Here is a 17,442-nt window from a genome sequence, read left to right on the forward strand (position 1 = left end):
AACCAGTATATTACCGGCCAGTAACTTAGGACTGGCGCCCCTGGCGTTCAGCCAGCATGCGCTCGATAATCTGGGCAACACCGTCCTCTTCAAACCCCGGGCAGATACGCCCCACCCGGTCTTTGAGCTCCGGCAGACCCGATGCCATCACGTAGCCGTGACCTGCCCAGTCCAGCATCTCAAAGTCATTGGGCATATCCCCAAAAGCAGCCACCTCATCAGGGCCAATGCCCAGCGAAGCCGCAAAGTCAGCCAGCACCCGGCCCTTATTCAGCCCCCGCTGCGCAATTTCCACCAGGGGCTGGTAGGGGGCAGAGCGGGTTGCAGATGCCCGCTCCCCCACAATCTCTTGCACGCGGGCCAGCAGATCGGCAGGTACCGAACCATCCCGGAACAGCAGGTATTTCACAACCTCAGCATCGGGTGCCAGAATCTCTTCCAACTGCCCCTCCACCACCTTGCTGGTGTCTTCCTGCGCGTGCGGGTCATAGGTTCCCTGCACGTAGACATGCTCCAGGGTCTCCGCGATATAGAGAGCTCCAGGGAAAGCCTGCTCCAGCTCAGCGTGCAGGGCCAGAATTTCAGCCCCGCTGATAGTGCGGGTAGCAACCACCTGCGAACGGGCAATATCGAACGTCACCGCACCGTTAGAGCAGAAGGCAAAAGAGTTCTCGCCGTTCCACTCCTCGCCGAGCTGCTCCAGCACGGGAGCCAACCAGCGCAAGGGGCGGCCGGTTACAAAGACGATACGGACGCCAGCATCCGCCGCCGCGTGCAGGGCCTGCAAGGTGCGGGGACGGAACCTGAAATCGCTCCCGATGAGGGTGCCGTCCAGGTCGCTGGCAATCAGTTTAATCATGCTTTACATTCTAGAGGCTTGCTAGAAAGATTCCGCAGACTCACGCTCGCTGCCGACCCTCTCGCTGGTTCGCTGACGCTCACAAGCGATTCACGCCAGCCGCCGAGCCAGCAGCTTCGCTGTGAGCCTGCTTCATCTATCTTTAGGCAAGCTCTCTAGTTCTCTTCTTCGTAGGTCGCCGTTAAGAAGGCTCGGGCGATGCCGTGGAAGAAGAGGTTGAAGTTGACCACGGCGGGGCTGGCGTTTTCGTCGATGTCGAGTTTTTCTACGTCAACGGCGGTGACGCAGAAGATATAGCGGTGGGGGCCGTGCCCGGCGGGTGGGGCTGCGCCAACGAAACCGCGGGTACCGCCGTCGTTGAGGTGCCCCAGGGCTCCTTCGGGCAGGTTTTCGGCGACGCCGGTGGCCAGTTCGGTGACCGAGGCGGGGATGTTAGAGGCTGCCCAGTGCCAGAAGCCTGAGGGGGTGGGGGCGTCCGGGTCAAAGCAGGTCACCACAAAGGACTTGGTTTCTTCGGGGAAGCCGCTCCAGGAGAGCTGGGGCGAGACGTCCTCGCCACCTGCGCCCATGGTGCCGGAGACCTGGGCGCGGGGCAGGGTCTCTCCCTCGGTGATATCGGCGGACGCGAGCGTAAAGGTAGGCAGGTCAGGCAGGTCTGCGTAGGGTTCGCGGTTGAGCATGAGGGGCCTCCTCGTCGTTGATGGGCTTTGGCTATGCACTAACCAGTCTACTGACTATCCCCCCTCACGAAAAGGGACCTGAAAACTAAAGAAGGACCGCAAAATATGCGGTCCTTCTTTAGTTTTGCGGTCCCCTCGGGGAGGGGAGCGGCGGAACTAGCCCTGCGGGTAGAGCACAGCGTTCAGTTCATCGCGGCTGGGCGGGTTAGCCCCCTCGCGGGAGACAGTGATGCCGGCGGCAACCGCTGCGAAGGCCAGGATCTCCTTGAGGTCGTCCTTGCTCAGCAGCTCAATAGCGGCGCGGGCGCCCTTGCCCTTGATGTCTCGATCGAGCAGGGCCGCAATGAGGGCTGCCATGAGGGAGTCGCCTGCACCCACGGTATCAGCAACCTCTACCCGGTAGGCGGGCAGGGCGATGCCGTCGGGCGAGGTCTTGCGGGTAATAGCCCAGGGGCCCATCTCGCCGCGGGTCACAACCACCAGGGAGGCACCCAGCTCCAGCCAGGCCCGCGCTGATTCTTCCAGGGTGCGGTTGGGGTAGAGCCACAGAAGGTCCTCGTCAGAAGCCTTCACCACGTCCGAGTGACGCACGATGCTCTCAGCCCAGGCGCGCGCTTCTGCAGCGTCGGGCACGATGGAGGGGCGGCAGTTGGGGTCGTAAGAAATCAGGGCGTGGGGGGCTGCCTGCTTGACGGTGTTGAGCACAGCGGACGCACCGGGCTCTAGCATGGCACCGATAGACCCCACGTGCACTGCGGTGGCGTTCTTGCCCACCTCGTCGAGCGCCGCCTGGGCAGCGTCGAGTGACCAGTCGATATCGAACTCGTACTCCGCGGCGCCGGTTTCGCCAATAGTTGCCTGGGCAACGGAGGTTTTTTTGGCGTCAGCACCGACAGGGAGCAGGACGCCCGAGGCGCGCAGGTGCGCGTCGATAAGTTCACCGTAGGCGTCCTTGCCGTAGCGGCCAATGAACTGGGCCTCGTGGCCCAGGCGGGAGACGCCGACGGCAACGTTCATGGGGGAACCGCCGGGGTGGGCGTGGGATTCGGCGCCGGGGCGCTGGACAACATCTACGAGGGCTTCGCCAATGACAGTGAGCATGCCCTTATTTTACCGGCTGTGGCCCCGGCCTCAGAGAAGTTTCGCGTCACAAACTCCACATGTGAGAGAACAAACTATAAACTTAGGTCTGTAGTGCCCACCAGCCTGTTGCGCTCCTGCGCGGCGTGCGTGTGGGCCGCCAGTCACCAGCTACCAGCGCACCGCCGCGCTGCTAACCGATGAGTTCAATGACGCTACTCATCGAGGAAGAGGTCACACCATGACTATTTCTGCCGACAACGCTCACGAGCAGTGGCTTGCCTCCGAGGCTGAAGCCGAGGCTATGATTCCCCTGATTGGCAAGCTGAATCGAGAGAACAATGTGGTTGTCTCTATTCACGGCCACAGCCTGATCAACAAGTCTGTTATCCAGATTTTGAAGGCTCACCGTTTTGCCCGTCAGATTGATGATGTTGAGCTGAACCCGGCTGATTCCCTGAAGATCCTTGAAATTGTGAGCACCCTCGACCTAGGTGCCTGCTCGCTGGGTCTGGCCAGCCTGCAGCGCAAGTTTGAGGCTTCTGGTGCCGGTGATCTTGAGGCCTGGCTGAAGGAAGAACTGGCTCCCGTCGTCGGCAAGAAGGGCCAGATTGAAGCCGCCTCACAGGACGTCGTACTCTACGGCTTTGGCCGCATCGGCCGCCTGCTGGCCCGTATTCTGCTGGAGCGTTCCACCGGTCCCGGCCCCAAGCTCCGCGCGGTTGTTGTTCGTAAGAACACCGACAACGACCTCTACAAGCGCGCCTCCCTACTACGCCGCGACTCCGTCCACGGTGCTTTCAAGGGCACCATCCGCGTGGACGAAGAGAACTCCACCATCATCGCCAACGGCACCCCCATCAAGTTCATTTACGCCTCTGACCCGGCCGAAGTCGACTACACCGCCCACGGCATTGAGAACGCTATCGTGGTCGATAACACCGGCCGCTGGCGCGACAAGGACGGCCTCTCCCGCCACCTGCAGGCCAAGGGGGCTGCGCGCGTCCTGCTCACCGCTCCCGGCAAGGGCGTAAAGAACATCGTCTGCGGCGTCAACGACGACATCATCGAAGATAGCGACACCGTCCTGTCAGCAGCGTCCTGCACCACCAACGCCATCACCCCCGTGCTGGCCGTGATGGACGAGGTCTTCGGCGTCAAGCGCGGCCACGTTGAGACCGTCCACTCCTTCACCAACGACCAGAACCTGATCGACAACTTCCACAAGGGAGATCGCCGCGGCCGCTCCGCTGCCCTGAACATGGTCATTACCGAAACCGGCGCCGCTAAGGCAGTGTCTAAGGCTCTGCCCCAGCTGGAGGGCAAGTTGACCGGTAACGCTATCCGCGTTCCCACCCCCGATGTCTCTATGGCTATTTTGAGCCTTCAGCTTGAGAAGCCCGTCGGCTCCAAGGAAGAGCTCAACAACCTGCTGCGCGAGCGCTCCCTGCGCTCTAACCTGCGCCGCCAGATTGACTACACCGACTCCCATGAGGTCGTCTCAACCGACTTCGTTGGCTCCCGCGCCGCCGGTGTCGTGGACGGCCTGGCTACCATCACCTCCGGTGACGATAACGCTATCCTCTACGTCTGGTACGACAACGAGTTCGGCTACTCCTGCCAGGTGATTCGTGTGCTGGAGACCATGATCGGCGGCAAGCTGCAGAGCTTCCCCGCAGCGGCCTAGCAGGCCCAAGAGCGCGGACGCCCGCCGTACGTTCGGAGGGGCAGGGGCATAGGCTACGAGCCAGCTGGCTCGGGGCTGGCGTGAATCGTGACGAGCCGCCAGGCGAGGAGCGAGAGGGTCGCTGGCGGTAGCCTATGCCCCTGCCCTTTTTGCAGCACGGTGTTGAGTTACGATTTACGCGAAGTTCTCACTCACCCAGTCCCCTGCCGCGGTGGCGGGGGCTGCTTTTTCGGCGCCGGAGACGCGCGTGTTCAGTTCAATCAGGGTCTCGGTGGTGAGTAGGGCTGAGACCTCATCGAGCACACGGGCCGCAGCCACCGACACCTGGCGGGTGTTGATGACGGGCAGCACCTGCTGGGCCAGGATCATATTTTTGGGGTCCTCAAGCACCACGAAGTTGTTGACGGTGATGGCGGGGTCGGTGGAGAAGAGATCCACGATATCAACGGTGCCATCGGCCAGGGCAGCAACGGTAAGCGGGCCGCCGCCGTCGTTGATAGGTTCGAAGGAGGCCGGTGTGAAGCTATAGAGGCGCTCTAGGCCGGGTAGCCCGTAGGCTCGCTCAGCGAACTCCGGGGGTGCGCCCAAGCTGAGCTGGCCGCTGAGGGCGGTGAGGTCATCCAGGCTGGTCAGACCGTGTTCTTCGGCGGTAGCGGCGGTGACGACCAGGGAGTCCTTGTTCTCAGCGCTTGAGGCCGCGAGAACACCTAGCTCTTCGGGCAGAGCTGCCGGGAGCGCCTGCACAATTTCTTGGGCGGTGACGGCTGTGGTCTCTGCGTCGAAGTAGAGCAGGAGGTTACCGGAGTAGTCGGGGACCACCGAGACTGTGCCCTCGCGCAGGGCCCCGAGGTAGGCTTCGCGGGCGCCGATGGCAGGGCTGGTGGTGGCATCTAGTCCGCGGGCGCGCAGGGCGGCAGCGTAGATTTCAGCAATGATTTGTGATTCGGTGAAGTCGGCCGAGCCCACGGTGATGGTGCCGGTGGCGCTTCCACTGCCAAAGGCGGTGGATCCATCCAGGCCGCAGGCGGAAAGGCCTAGAGCCCCGGCGGCGAGTCCTGCCCCGGTGAAGAGGGAGCGTCGGGTGAGGCGGGGTGATGTCATGGGTGTTTACCTTAGTCCGGGGTAGGTGAGGGCCCTCTGCACAAGGGCAAGTAGAGCATCGACGATCAGGGCGAGGGCTGCAACGAGCAGGACGGCCACAACCATGCGGGTGTAGTCGCGCACTGCCAGCCCATCGATAAGGTAGCGCCCTAGCCCACCAAGGTTGATGTAGGCAACCACGGTGACGGTTGCGATGATTTGCAGCACCGCGTTACGGATGCCACCGAAAATGAGGGGCAGGGCCACGGGAATTTCTACCCGAGTGAGCACCTGCCAGCCGGTCATACCCTGGGCGCGGGCGGCGTCCTTAATAACGGGGTCCACCGCCGCAATACCGGCGTAGGTGCCCGCCAGGAGCGGGGCGATCGCCAGTATGACGAGGGCAAGTACCGGGGCGGTCAGCCCCAGTCCCAGCCAGAGAGCGAAGAGGGTGAGCAGGCCCAGGGTGGGCAGGGCTCGCAGGGCACCGGTGAGAGCTACGACCAGGTTCTGTCCCTTGCCAGTGTGCCCCACCCAGGCACCGAGCGGCAGGGCGATAGCCGCCGCTATCAGGAGCACCAGGCCGGAGTAGGCCAGGTGCTCGCCGAGACGCTGCCAGATACCGCCAGCGCCCGCCCAGGCGCCGGGGGCGGTGAACCAGGCCCAGACGTCCTGAAAAATCATGAGGGGTTCCTCCAGCGGGTGAGCCCGGCGCCGGTCAGGGCCAGGAGGCGGTCAAGAGCGAGGGCCAGGACGAGGGTGAGCACGATCCCGGTGATAATTTCAGCCGGCAGGTCGCGGCGCAGCCCGTCTGTGAAGAGGGTACCGAGGGACTGAATGCCGATCACTGCACCCACCGAGACCATGGAGATATTCGATACCAGGGCAACGCGCAGGCCCGCAATCATCACCGGTAGTGAGAGCGGCAGTTCCACCTGCCAGAAGCGACGCAGCGGGGTATAGCCTACGGCGGTGGCCGCCTCCAAGGTGATGGGTGAGACCGATTCGAAGGCGTCTACAGCGCTACGCACCATCATGGCTAGCACATAGACGGTCAGGGCCACGTAGACGTTGATCGGGGAAGTAATAGAAGTTCCCAGCACCAGGGGCATGAGCACGAAAAGCGCTAGTGAGGGCACAGTGTAGAGCAGGGAGGCCCCGTTCACTACCGCCCCTTTACGCAGGCGGCCTGTGCGGGTGTAGGCCTCGGTGGAGCGCCCGTCCGCCCGCCGTCCCAGGGCCAGGCGCGCCAGGGGTAGGGCAAGGACGAAGCCCACCAGCACAGGTATGACCGATTGCGCCAGGTGCAGCGTGGTGAGCTGCCCGATGTAGGGCAGGTTCGCTAGAAACCAGCTCATGCGGACGCCCCGCTACCGGGGGTCTCGTCGGTGGGTTCTAGGCCCCTATCGGCCCCATCAGCGCGGGCCCAGGGGGCTTCCAGGCCGTAGCGCAGGTAGCGCTCCTGCCGGGTCGCTTCGAGCACGTTATCGGCCTCCAGCAGGCCCAGGGTCAGCCCCTGCTCGTCAACCGCCACACCCCAGCCGGAGGGTGAGGACAGCACCGAATCCAGGGCATCACGCAGGGTTCCGCCCTGCATGAAGAGGGAGCCACCGGGCAGGTGCCTGCCGCCGGTGACCCAGCCGTCGGGGCGTCCGTCCGCTAGTCTCAGCTGCCAGCCCTCGGCCTCAGCGGCCTGCAGGGGGCGGACGGCCACGTTCCCCGCCCCAGCAAAGGTCAGGCGGCGCATGCCGCGGTCGCGCCCCACAAATGAAGCAACATAATCACAGGCCGGGGCCCGCAAAATCTCTTCGGGGGTGCCGAACTGGGCGATGGCGCCGCCGGGGGCAAAAACGGCAATGTAGTCCCCCAGGAGCACAGCTTCGTCGATATCGTGGGTGACGAAGACAATGGTGCGCTGGAGCTTCTGCTGCAGGCCCAGAAGGCTCTGTTGCAGGTCAGCCCGCACCACAGGGTCGATAGCGCTAAAGGGCTCGTCCATGAGCAAAATATCTGACTGCCCCGCCAGGGCTCTAGCCACGCCCACCCGCTGGGCCTGACCACCCGATAGCTGGGCCGGGTACTTACTGGCAGATGCGCGGTCTAGGCCCACGGTATCGAGAAGTTCTAGGGCCTCGGCACGGGCCTGCTTCTTAGACACCCCTTTGAGGCGGGGCACGGTGGTGATATTGTCGAGCACGCTCTGGTGGGGCATAAGCCCCGCCTGCTGCAGCACATAGCCCATAGAGCGACGCAGCTCGTGGGCTGGGCGGGAGGTGTTGGCTTCTCCCCGCACCAGAATCTCCCCGCCGGTATGTTCTACCATGCGGTTAATCATGCGCAGGGAGGTCGTTTTACCGCAGCCCGAGGGGCCCACAAAAACCGTGATGCTCCCCCGAGGAATACTGAGGTTAAGGTTGTCTACCACCACCGTGTCACCGTATTTCTTGGTGACCGACCGGAATTCAATAGCGGAGGACGCTGCCATAGTTGCTCTTTCGTTTGAGGCGGGGAAGGTTTTGCTCCAGCAACCTAACACCCGTGGGTTCCACCCTATTCCATCAGGTTCCAAAACAGCAAGTACCCTGCCATAAGTGCACCCGCCCTGCTAAAAGTGACAGGCAGTTACACTTTTAAGGCGGCAGGTCGGTTGCTAGGCTGGTGACATGAAAATTGCTACCTGGAACGTGAACTCTATCCGTGCCCGCGCCGAGCGCGTGGAAGATTGGCTAGAGCGCAGCGACGTGGACGTGCTCGCTATCCAAGAAACCAAGGCCACCGACGAGACCTTCCCCTACGAAATTTTTGAGTACTCCGGCTACGAGGTGGCCCATTTCGGTCTGTCACAGTGGAACGGGGTGGCCCTTGCCTCCCGCGTAGGGCTTGAGGATATTCAGCGCACCTTCACCAACCAGCCCGCTTTTGGTAAGCCCGGTGAGGACGCCGTCGTTGAGGCTCGCGCTATCGGGGCAACCTGCGGCGGGGTTCGGGTGTGGAGCCTCTACGTGCCTAACGGTCGCGGTATCGACGACCCGCATATGCCCTACAAGCTGGCCTGGCTGGAAGAGCTTCGCAAGGACGCCGCCAGCTGGCTAGAGCAGGACCCCGCGGCGCAGTTTGCCCTGGTGGGAGACTTCAATATCGCTCCCCGCGACGAGGATGTGTGGGATATCGACTTCTTTAGGGAAAATCAGCTGACCCACGTGACCGAGCCTGAGCGGGCAGCCTTTAGGGCTTTTCTTGAAGAGCCTCTGGGGCTGGTTGATGTGGCCCGTGAACACACCACGGTGCCCTACACCTACTGGGATTACACCAAGCTACGCTTCCCCAAGAATGAGGGCATGCGCATTGATTTTCAGCTCTACTCCCCCGCGCTGGCCCAGCGAGTTGTGGGCGCTGAGATTGATAGAGAAGAGCGCAAGGGCAAGGGGGCTTCGGACCACGCCCCGGTGATTGTTGAGATTAGCTAGCTGAGCGGACGCCCCCGCCCGACAGTCCGGGGCATCGCAGCCCCTCTAGAAAAAGCGGGATACAACAATAGCCCCAGTCCGTGAGTTCACGGGCTGGGGCTATTGAGTGTTAAAACAAAAAACCCACTCTCATGTAGAAGCCTAGAGAGTGGATTTCGTGGCTCCGACCGGCGTCGATCCGGTGACCTTACGATTTTCAGTCGCACGCTCTACCAACTGAGCTACAGAGCCAGGCATACCCTTAGATATGCCACAACCGCGTCTTCCCACAAGTGAGAACTTACGCGGTCGGAGCGACCCCGACGGGACTTGAACCCGCGACCTCCGGCGTGACAGGCCGGCGCGCTAACCAACTGCGCTACGGGGCCATACGCAAGAACCGAAGCTCTTACATGGCCGTGAAACCAAAGGTTTCACAGTACCCCCAACGGGATTTGAACCCGTGTTACCGCCGTGAAAGGGCGGCGTCCTAGGCCGCTAGACGATAGGGGCTAGTTCGCTGTATCGTGACCGGCTTTGTTTCCTCAGCCCGTCGCTCGAACAAGTAATACATTACGCGAGTTCAAACAGGCGCGCAAATCGAAAACCACCCATCCGGGGTATTTTGGGCCAAAAATTGGGTGCCCTGCACCACAAAATTCACGCAAAAGTAACCGGCGATACACATAAACAACCTAGCCAGAACCGATATTGCCGCACCAAGCATCCGTACCAAAAATTTTTTGAACTTTTTCAAAAAAGACGGCAGGATAGCGCCGTCGGAGCCCTTTTCAGCCTGAAAAGGAGCTTCGGCGGGAGCTATCCTGCCTTGTCTTACCACCAGCCTACTCCTTGCGAGAGAAGCTGACTAGAGTGCTTTTACGTTGTGGCTAGCCCCAGGTAACGCCGGCATCGGGGGCCTGATCGATGCGGGGGTCTTCGATCTGGGGAACAATCATCACGGGCACCTGGGTATTGTGCAGGATGCCCTGGGAGGTGGAGCCCAGAATCATGCCGGTGATACCGCCGCGGCCGCGGGTACCGACCACAATCAGGTCGGCAGCCTTACCTGCCTCTAGCAGAACCTGCACGGGAGAGCCATCGATGAGCTTGAACTCGATTTCCAGCTGGGGGAAGTAGCCGCGAATCCATTCGGCAGCCTTGCGCTGCAGGTCGGCAATTTCGCGGTAGAGGGCCTCGAAGTCAACAGCGGCGGGTACCCAGTTCAGGGCGCCGGTGTAGGGGGCGAGCGCGTTGACCAGGGTGAGTTTGACGCCGCGGCGGCTTGCTTCGTCCGCCGCCTGCATCATGGCAAGGCGGGCTTCGTCGGAGCCGTCCGAACCAACAACGACCGACTGGCCGCTGCCCAGGATGCCGGGGTCGGCTTCAATCTTCTCAGCGTAGGAGTGGGGAACTGCAACGGTGGGGCAGTGTGAGTGGGCGGGCAGGGAGGTGGAAACGGTGCCCAGCAGTCGGCCCAAGAAGCCGCCGTGGGAGCGGGAGCCAACCACCATCAGTTCGGCCTTCTTGGAGAGTTCTAGGAGCACGGCGGTGGCGTCGCCGGTTTCTACGGTTGCGCGAAGTTCAACGCTGGTTTCGCCAACGCGGGAGTGGGCCTCGTCAAGAATCTGGGCTACGCCGTCGGTGAGGGCCTGTTCGTCGACCATGGAGTAGCCAGCATCGAAACCGGTACCGGTGAAGACGGGCAGGGAGTAGGCAGTGACCATGCGGACGGGCACCTTGCGGACTTCAGCCTCGTGCACGGCCCAGCGCAGGGCACCGTAGCTCTGTTCGGAACCGTCGATACCGACGATGATTTCGCCGGCTGCGTTGGCTACTTCTGCGATGTCGTTGCGGGCAGCTACTGCTTTTTCACCGAAGGTGAGAGCGCGTTCGGTCATGGTCATCTCCTTAGATTCATGATGACCCCGCTCTGCCAGCCGGGTTGCCGGCGCTGCTGCCGGGGCCTACTACTAGTTTAGTCCTCGCCCGGTGAGCGGCGTGACTTATTTCGCATCATTACCGCACTTATTCATTTTTGAACTAGATAAGGCGAGGACGCCGCACCCCACCGCCCTGCCCCGCGGCAGGAGGGTGGGCGGCGGCGTCCTTACGCTCACTCAAGATCCGGGACCTAGCCCAGGGGACTGAAGGTAGTGCCGGACGAGCTGACCGTCAGCACGCCCCGTTCGGTATAGAGCACCGAGGTCTCCCCTACCTGCTGCACCTCAGACACCGGGAAGCCGAAAGCATCCACAGCACCGTGGGCGTTGAAATAGTCCCCTGCCGGGGTGCCAGACTCAACAAAATGGGCGCCGGTGGCCTCAGACCAGAAGACATTACCGCTAGCCAGACCCGGCTGGGCGAAGCTCTGACGCACACCGTTACCCACCGGCTGCTCGTCGCTCACGGGAATCAGGTTATAGAGGGCCGACCCCTCGCCCACCGTCACCGCGCCAAAACGCCACAGGTCATAGATAGCGCCGTGCACAGCATGGGTGCCCGTTACCTCGTTATAGAACACAGCCCCGTGGGTAAAGTTCTGGCCAATAAACCCGGGGGTATCAGGAGTGCCGGGAGCAATAAAACCCTGATCGGTGGGAGCGCCCAGCCAGGCGTAATCTTCGGGATCCCAGGGCAGGGTGCCGGTGCTTGAGCTGGTGACCAGCGGCGGCTGCTCCGCGGTACCGGTCTCGCTGGCCTGGGCGGGAGCAAGACCCGTGAGCGTCAGCGCCCCGAGGGCGAGCGCAGCCGAGCCGCAACGAGCAAAAATACGGAGTGAAGACTTGTTCATGGTGTTGTACCTTCCTTTCTCCAGTACTTCCACCCCATCACAGCCACCCTGGCCCGGGCAAGCAAAAACAGGCAGGTTTACCGAATTGTGAGTCAACTGTTACCAAGCTGTGACCGACCGCCCAGACTCACAGCCAGCACCCACCTCTTCGTGCGAAAATATGCATGAACGAGCAAGAATCGAGGTAGATCATGGCCGACACCCCGCAGACAAGCCCCTCGTGGAGCACCTGGGCGCGCCAACACACCGTGCAGCCCACCGGCGTCCTTGCGCCCCGGTCAGTGCCCGAGCTGCAACGGCAGATTCAGGACGCCGCCGCGGCAGGTACCCGGGTCAAGGTAGTGGGGCGGGGGCGCAGCGCGTCCGCCATTGGGCAGCCGGTCGACACCATGCTGACCCTAGAGCACCTCACCGGCCTGGTGCGGGTGGACCCCGATAACCTCACCGCCGCCTTCCTGGCGGGCACGACCGTGCGCGAGGCCAACCGCCTGCTGGGCCACTACAACCTGGCCTTCACCAACCTGGGGCGGCTCGACGAGCAGACCCTGGCCGGGGCAATTTCTACCGGCTTTCACGGCACCGGCCTGAGCTACGGTATCTTTGCCACCCAGGTCGCCGAGCTCAAACTGGTGGACGCCACCGGCACCCTGCTCACCTGTTCACCCCAGCAGAACCCGGAAATTTTCTCAGCGGCCCTCTGCGGCCTGGGAGCCCTGGGCATCATCGTGGAGCTGACCTTTAACGTAGTGCCTCAGTTCCGCCTGCACGCGGCTGAGCGCGGGCACACCTACCAGAGCATCGTGCACTCTTTTGAAGACCGCTCCCGCGGGGCTGACCACTACGAATTTAGCTGGTTCCCGGGCTCCGGCGAGGTGCGCACCCGCAGACTCACCCGCCTGGCCCTGCTCACCGACGGCTACATGCCCGCCAGCGCTGCCCTGAGCCAGGCCCGGCGCTACGGCGGCGACCACCTGCTCAACAACGGGGTGTTCTCGGCTCTTAGCTACGCCGGGGCTAAGGTGCCCGCGGCGCAGCCGGTGCTGAATAAGGTGTCGAACTGGGGCAAGGGCAACCGGCGCTACGCCGATTATTCGGCTCGCGTCTTCACTATTCACCGCACCGTGCGGCAGAACAATATGGAATACGCCTTCGACATGTCGCAGTTTGCCGACGTCATGCGCGATGTGCGCGCCCACCTGGCGTCCTACCGCAGCCAGATGGCTTACCCCCTGGTCGTGCGCACCGCTGCCGCTGACGATATCTGGCTCTCCCAGGCTTACGGGCGAGAAACCTTTTACGTTTCGGCCCGCGCCTACTGGCGTCAGCCCCACGCCGAGCTCTTCGGGGTGTTAGAAGGAGTTTTCAAGGAGCACGGCGGACGCCCCCACTGGGGCCAGTTCCACACCCAGGACGCGGACGCCCTCGCCCAGCTCTACCCTCGCTTCGGCGACTTCGTGGAGCTGCGGGAGGAGCTTGACCCCGAGGGGCTTTTCCTCAACCCCTACCTGGACTGGGTGCTGATGCGCTAGGGGCGGCGGACGTCCGCGCTTCTGTAGCCCCGCTTTACCCAAGGGGACCGTAAAACTTAAAAGGGACCGCATATTATGCGGTCCCTTTTAAGTTTTACGGTCCCCTTCTGCTGGAGGCGGGGCCCAGGCGGTGAGATACTACTCGCCGCGTGAAATAGCGGTCATCTCGTCGCGGTCAACCACCTTGATGCGGGCGCGGGGCTCGCCAGCAGCGTCCTTGGCCTCTGCGCCCAGGGCCTTTTCGTGGTCGTCCAGGCGGTGCCAGCCTTCCCAGGTGGTGTAGCGGACGCCCGCCTCGTCGAGGAAGGCCTCAATGGCTGCAGGGTCGGCGGCCTCGGCGGTGTAGAGGTTCTCGCGGTCTTCCAGCAGGTGGGTGACGGTTTCAAGGGCGTCTGACTTGGTGGAACCAATCAGGCCAACGGGGCCGCGCTTGATCCAGCCGGTGGCGTAGAGGCCGGGGACGGGCACGTCGCTATCATCAATCACGCGACCCTCAACGTTGGTGATAACGCCGCGTTCGCTGTCGTAGCCGACCTCGGGCAGTTCGGAGCCGAAGTAGCCGATAGCGCGGTAGACAGCCTGCACGGGGTAGTCGATGAATTCGCCGGTGCCGGTGACACCGCCGTTGCCGTTGAGCTCGGTGCGTTCCATCTTGATACCGGTGACCTTGCCGTGCTCACCGAGGATTTCGGCGGGTGACTGCAGGAAGTGCAGGTGCAGGCGGCGGGAGGCGGTGCCGGGGTTTTCCTTCTGCTCTTCGAGCCAGCCGTTAAGGGTCTTCATCATGACCTTGGTCTGGGCGTTGGTTTCCATGGCTTCGCGGGAGGCGTCGTCGAACTGGAAGTCTTCTTCGTAGAGCACGATGTCTACGTCGCGGGAGTGGGCTAGTTCGCGCAGTTCAAGGGGGGTGAACTTGATCTGGGCGGGGCCGCGGCGGCCGAAGACGTGCACGTCGGTGACGGGTGAGGCCTTGAGACCTTCGTAGACGTTGTCGGGGATTTCGGTGACGAGCAGGTCGTCGGCGTGCTTGGAGAGCACGCGGGCGACGTCGAGGGCTACGTTGCCGTTGCCGAGCACGGCGATTTCTTTGGCTTCCAACGGCCAGGTGCGGGGTACGTCAGGGTGGCCGTCGTACCAGGAGACGAAGTCGGACGCGCCGTAGGAGCCGGTGAGCTCAACGCCGGGGATGTCGAGGTCGGCGTCCTTGATGGCGCCGGTTGCGAAGATGATGGCGTCGTAGTGCTTGCGCAGGTCGGCCAGGGTGACGTCGGTGCCGTAGTTGACGTTGCCGAAGAAGCGGATGTCGCCGCGGTCGAGCACCTTGTGCAGGGCGTTGATGATGCCCTTGATGCGGGGGTGGTCGGGGGCTACGCCGTAGCGGATCAGGCCGAAGGGGGCGGGGTAGCGGTCGAAGATGTCGATGGCTACGGGCACGGCTCCGGTGCGGACTTCTTCGCTTTTGGTGAGGATGTCTGCGGCGTAGATACCTGCGGGGCCTGCACCGATGACGGCGACGCGCAGGGCGCGGGGGGCTTCGGTTGACACGGGTTTTCCTTTCGGCGCCGGGCGTAGGTGGGCACGGCGGGTTGGGACTTTGGTTCTGCTCTAGTCTACCGAGTTTGGGGCGGACGCCGTCGCCCCGGTTACAGAGTAAGTCCTGGGGTTACCGCGGGTAGGGGCCGGTCGTAACAGAGGTAACAGATATAGGCGGGGGTGCAGGCTGCTTTAGATTGCTCCGGCCTGGGACCAGCCAGCGTCTAGGCATTCTTGGGGAGCGGTGAAGATACCGGTTTTGTTGTTCTCGCTCTGAGCAAGGACTTCTGCCGGGATCTGGCTGTAGTGCTGCTGGTATTCTTCCTCGCTCATGTAGTCACTGGCTAGTTCTTGCTCAGCAAACTCGGTGGGGTTAGCTAGTGTGCCACCGAAGCACATGACGCCGGAGTAAAGCACGTAGATATTGCCGGTGTCGACGCCCCGCTGAATATCTTCGTTAGAAATAGTGGGACCCTGGGTTGCCAGCTCTTCGGGGCTGGCGGTTGCTGTGGTAGCAGGTGGCGGCACGGTGGTGGTGCGGACGCTCGGGGTGGAGCTTGGTGCCTCAGCTGTAGTGGACGCGCCGCTGGAGCAGGCAGCCAGTAGCGGAATGAGTAGGGCAAGGGGAAGGGCTCGACGTGGCATGGTGCAATCTCCTTTGAATGCCAAGAATTGTAATTATTCCACCAGACGCATCTGAAGTTTTCAAGAGATAGAAGCACCTTCAGTACTTAAGTACTGAGTTGTGCTTAAAATCTTGACGCATCGCGTACCTACGGATTATGAAAGATGGAGAAGCAGCCCGTCCACAGGAAGGGAGAATCCAATGAAAGTCCTTGCCAAAGCCCTCCTTGCCACCAGTTTTCTCTTCACATCATAGGCAAGCGCACCCGTGACCCAGCTACTACACACCCTACGGTCCCTGCCGACCGCACGTCCTTCCCGCGCAATCCGGCTCACCACACTCGTCCTGTCCCTAGCGACTGGTACTACAGGCTTCTTCCAAGCCGTCAGCCACCCCGACGGCCACCTACCCCTGCATATCGCCTTCTTCGTGCTCATCATCCTCTGGGCATCGCTCTACTACACCGCCTACCGGCACTCTGTATACGCCCTATGCGCGCTCATACTTCTCAGTTCGGCCTACTACAACCAGCAGTCCGCTCTGCTGGCCTTCTTTATTCTTGCCATCACCTTTTTGTTCGTTCTCACCGGCCCCCTACCAGGTATTTTTCTCCTCGCCATCTCACACATAGCTGGAGAAACCATCACGGCCTACACCCTGCAGCGGCCCTTCAACCTATTCGCACTCAGCATCAGCCTTTTCCTCTTTATCGTCCTTCCCCTAGCACTACGGATCTCCTGGGAGCAGAAAAAGACCCTGGCCCAGGAATACGCCGACTACAAAGAACAGGTAGCTGAATCCAACCGCGCCCTAGCCCGCGAACTCCACGACACCGTAGCCCGGCACATCAGCGTCATCGGCCTCACCACCGGCCAAGGGCTCGACGCAATCACCCCCAGCGGCAAAGACACCGCCCTGCACACCATCGAAGAACACACCCACAAAGCCCTCACAGACATGCGCCTGCTCATCCGCACCACCCGAGGCGACACCGACCCCACAGCCCTGCCCCAGACGTCCGCCCCCACCATCAACCTCGCCCAAACCCTAGCCCAAGCCCGCAAAGACCTCACCGACCACGGCTTCACCCTGCACGAAAACATCACCATCACCGAAGCCGACCTACCCGACGGCGTGCGCCCCACCTTCCACAAACTCATCCAAGAAATCTGCCACAACGCCAAAAAATACGCCCAACCAGGGTGCACCATCACCGTCACCGCCAAACCCAACCTCACCGGCGTCACCGTCATCACCTCCAATCCCGCCGCCCCCAGCAACCCCAAAAAACACACCCGGGGCACCGGCTACGGGCTCGTCGGCATAGGTGAGCGCATCCGCGCCCTCGGTGGAACCATGCACTACGGAGTAACAGACACAACCTGGAACCTCACCATCCACCTGCCCCTCGCCACCGCCTAGAAAGCACCCACCATGCACCAACCCACCGTAGCCCTCATCGAAGACGACCCCGACTTCAACGAGCTCCTGGGCCTCTACATCAAAAACGACCCCGACCTCAACCTCATCGCCACAGGACGCAACGGGCAAGAAGCCATCACTATTGCCAACACCCTACGCCCCGAGGTCTTCCTCATGGACCTCAACATGCCCGTCATGGACGGCATAGAAGCCAGCAAACACATCCTGGCAACCCACCCAGACACCAAAATCATCGCCGTCACCACCTTCGATAGCTACAGCTACGTCAGCCAAGCCCTCGCCGCAGGCGTCCACGGCTACCTCCTCAAAAACTCCCGCGCCAAGGAAATCAAACAAGCGGTTACAGCTGCAGTTGAGGGGCGGGCCATCATCGACCGGCGGGCCCTCGCCAGCCTGGTTATCTCAATGAACCTCACCCAACCACCCCAGGGCGACCCCTGGAGCGAACTCAACGAGACAGAGCAGGCCATCACCAAGCTCGTCTGTCTGGGACACACCAACCAAGAAATCGCACAGGAACTGAACTACTCACTCTCAAACGTCAAAAACACGCTCTCACAGGTCTACAAAAAGATGGGCGTCACCACCCGCACCCAGCTCCTGGTACACGCTGGGCACCACAACTTCCCGGTGCTGGACTAAACCTCTGATGTAATCAAAAGCTTCATCAGCATGTTCTTAGAACG

General features: G+C 62.1%; 16 protein-coding genes and 3 tRNA genes. 5 read left to right on the forward strand and 14 right to left on the reverse strand.

Annotated elements, in window-relative coordinates:
* Positions 1-25: 25 nt before the first annotated feature.
* From ACFP6B_RS00940 to ACFP6B_RS00950, 3 genes are all read right to left on the reverse strand, one after another.
* On the reverse strand, positions 26-859 hold the full coding sequence (locus ACFP6B_RS00940; RefSeq protein ID WP_377125609.1) for a Cof-type HAD-IIB family hydrolase: 834 nt from the start codon (positions 857-859) through the stop codon (positions 26-28).
* Between the two features lie 155 nt (positions 860-1,014).
* On the reverse strand, positions 1,015-1,539 hold the full coding sequence (locus ACFP6B_RS00945) for a YbhB/YbcL family Raf kinase inhibitor-like protein (RefSeq protein ID WP_377125612.1): 525 nt from the start codon (positions 1,537-1,539) through the stop codon (positions 1,015-1,017).
* A 156-nt stretch (positions 1,540-1,695) separates the two neighbouring features.
* The gene (locus ACFP6B_RS00950) at positions 1,696-2,640 is read right to left on the reverse strand and encodes a carbohydrate kinase family protein (protein ID WP_237199153.1); all 945 of its coding nucleotides are present in this window, start codon (positions 2,638-2,640) and stop codon (positions 1,696-1,698) included.
* Between the two features lie 220 nt (positions 2,641-2,860).
* On the opposite strand from ACFP6B_RS00950, the gene ACFP6B_RS00955 reads away from it, so the two are divergent.
* Positions 2,861-4,306: a glyceraldehyde-3-phosphate dehydrogenase gene (locus ACFP6B_RS00955; RefSeq protein ID WP_377125615.1), complete on the forward strand. Its 1,446-nt coding sequence runs from the start codon at positions 2,861-2,863 to the stop codon at positions 4,304-4,306.
* Positions 4,307-4,480: 174 nt separating this feature from the next.
* Here the strand turns inward: ACFP6B_RS00955 and ACFP6B_RS00960 are convergent, their stop codons facing one another.
* The 4 genes from ACFP6B_RS00960 to ACFP6B_RS00975 are packed head-to-tail and all read right to left on the reverse strand — an operon-like array spanning position 4,481 to position 7,871.
* Positions 4,481-5,407, reverse strand: a complete 927-nt coding sequence (locus ACFP6B_RS00960) for an ABC transporter substrate-binding protein (protein WP_377125618.1) — start codon at positions 5,405-5,407, stop codon at positions 4,481-4,483.
* 6 nt (positions 5,408-5,413) lie between these two features.
* Complete coding sequence (locus ACFP6B_RS00965; RefSeq protein ID WP_377125621.1) at positions 5,414-6,070, reverse strand: ABC transporter permease; 657 nt, start codon at positions 6,068-6,070, stop codon at positions 5,414-5,416.
* A complete protein-coding gene (locus ACFP6B_RS00970) occupies positions 6,067-6,744 on the reverse strand; it encodes an ABC transporter permease (protein ID WP_377125624.1) in 678 nt (225 codons plus the stop codon). Before ACFP6B_RS00970 ends, ACFP6B_RS00965 begins: the two co-directional genes overlap by 4 nt.
* Positions 6,741-7,871: an ABC transporter ATP-binding protein gene (locus ACFP6B_RS00975; protein ID WP_377125627.1), complete on the reverse strand. Its 1,131-nt coding sequence runs from the start codon at positions 7,869-7,871 to the stop codon at positions 6,741-6,743. Before ACFP6B_RS00975 ends, ACFP6B_RS00970 begins: the two co-directional genes overlap by 4 nt.
* Positions 7,872-8,049: 178 nt before the next feature.
* On the opposite strand from ACFP6B_RS00975, the gene ACFP6B_RS00980 reads away from it, so the two are divergent.
* A complete protein-coding gene (locus ACFP6B_RS00980) occupies positions 8,050-8,853 on the forward strand; it encodes an exodeoxyribonuclease III (protein ID WP_377125630.1) in 804 nt (267 codons plus the stop codon).
* 158 nt (positions 8,854-9,011) lie between these two features.
* On the opposite strand, the gene ACFP6B_RS00985 is transcribed toward ACFP6B_RS00980, so the two are convergent.
* The 5 genes from ACFP6B_RS00985 to ACFP6B_RS01005 form a co-directional block, all read right to left on the reverse strand.
* Positions 9,012-9,084 (reverse strand) — tRNA-Phe (locus ACFP6B_RS00985).
* 63 nt (positions 9,085-9,147) lie between these two features.
* Positions 9,148-9,221, reverse strand: a tRNA-Asp gene (locus ACFP6B_RS00990).
* A gap of 51 nt (positions 9,222-9,272) precedes the next feature.
* A tRNA-Glu gene (locus tag ACFP6B_RS00995) sits at positions 9,273-9,345 on the reverse strand.
* Positions 9,346-9,722: 377 nt separating this feature from the next.
* Complete coding sequence (locus ACFP6B_RS01000; protein WP_377125633.1) at positions 9,723-10,733, reverse strand: universal stress protein; 1,011 nt, start codon at positions 10,731-10,733, stop codon at positions 9,723-9,725.
* A gap of 233 nt (positions 10,734-10,966) precedes the next feature.
* Entirely contained in the window at positions 10,967-11,626 is a 660-nt protein-coding gene (locus tag ACFP6B_RS01005) for an LGFP repeat-containing protein (RefSeq protein WP_377125636.1), read from the reverse strand.
* Between the two features lie 191 nt (positions 11,627-11,817).
* Between ACFP6B_RS01005 and ACFP6B_RS01010 the strand changes: the two genes are divergently transcribed.
* On the forward strand, positions 11,818-13,155 hold the full coding sequence (locus ACFP6B_RS01010) for a D-arabinono-1,4-lactone oxidase (RefSeq protein ID WP_377125639.1): 1,338 nt from the start codon (positions 11,818-11,820) through the stop codon (positions 13,153-13,155).
* Positions 13,156-13,293: 138 nt separating this feature from the next.
* Here ACFP6B_RS01010 and ACFP6B_RS01015 read toward each other — a convergent pair whose 3' ends face one another.
* On the reverse strand, positions 13,294-14,700 hold the full coding sequence (locus ACFP6B_RS01015) for an FAD-dependent oxidoreductase (RefSeq protein WP_377125642.1): 1,407 nt from the start codon (positions 14,698-14,700) through the stop codon (positions 13,294-13,296).
* Positions 14,701-14,880: 180 nt separating this feature from the next.
* Positions 14,881-15,333, reverse strand: coding sequence for a hypothetical protein (locus tag ACFP6B_RS01020; RefSeq protein WP_377125645.1), 453 nt, complete (start codon positions 15,331-15,333; stop codon positions 14,881-14,883).
* 247 nt (positions 15,334-15,580) lie between these two features.
* Between ACFP6B_RS01020 and ACFP6B_RS01025 the strand changes: the two genes are divergently transcribed.
* Positions 15,581-16,735: a sensor histidine kinase gene (locus ACFP6B_RS01025; protein ID WP_377125648.1), complete on the forward strand. Its 1,155-nt coding sequence runs from the start codon at positions 15,581-15,583 to the stop codon at positions 16,733-16,735.
* A gap of 12 nt (positions 16,736-16,747) precedes the next feature.
* Positions 16,748-17,398 carry a response regulator transcription factor gene (locus ACFP6B_RS01030; RefSeq protein ID WP_377125651.1) on the forward strand — a complete coding sequence of 217 codons (651 nt, stop codon included), beginning with the start codon at positions 16,748-16,750 and terminating at the stop codon, positions 17,396-17,398.
* Positions 17,399-17,442 lie beyond the last annotated feature (44 nt).

Source organism: Rothia nasimurium (assembly GCF_042660305.1).
Lineage (GTDB): Bacteria > Actinomycetota > Actinomycetes > Actinomycetales > Micrococcaceae > Rothia > Rothia nasimurium.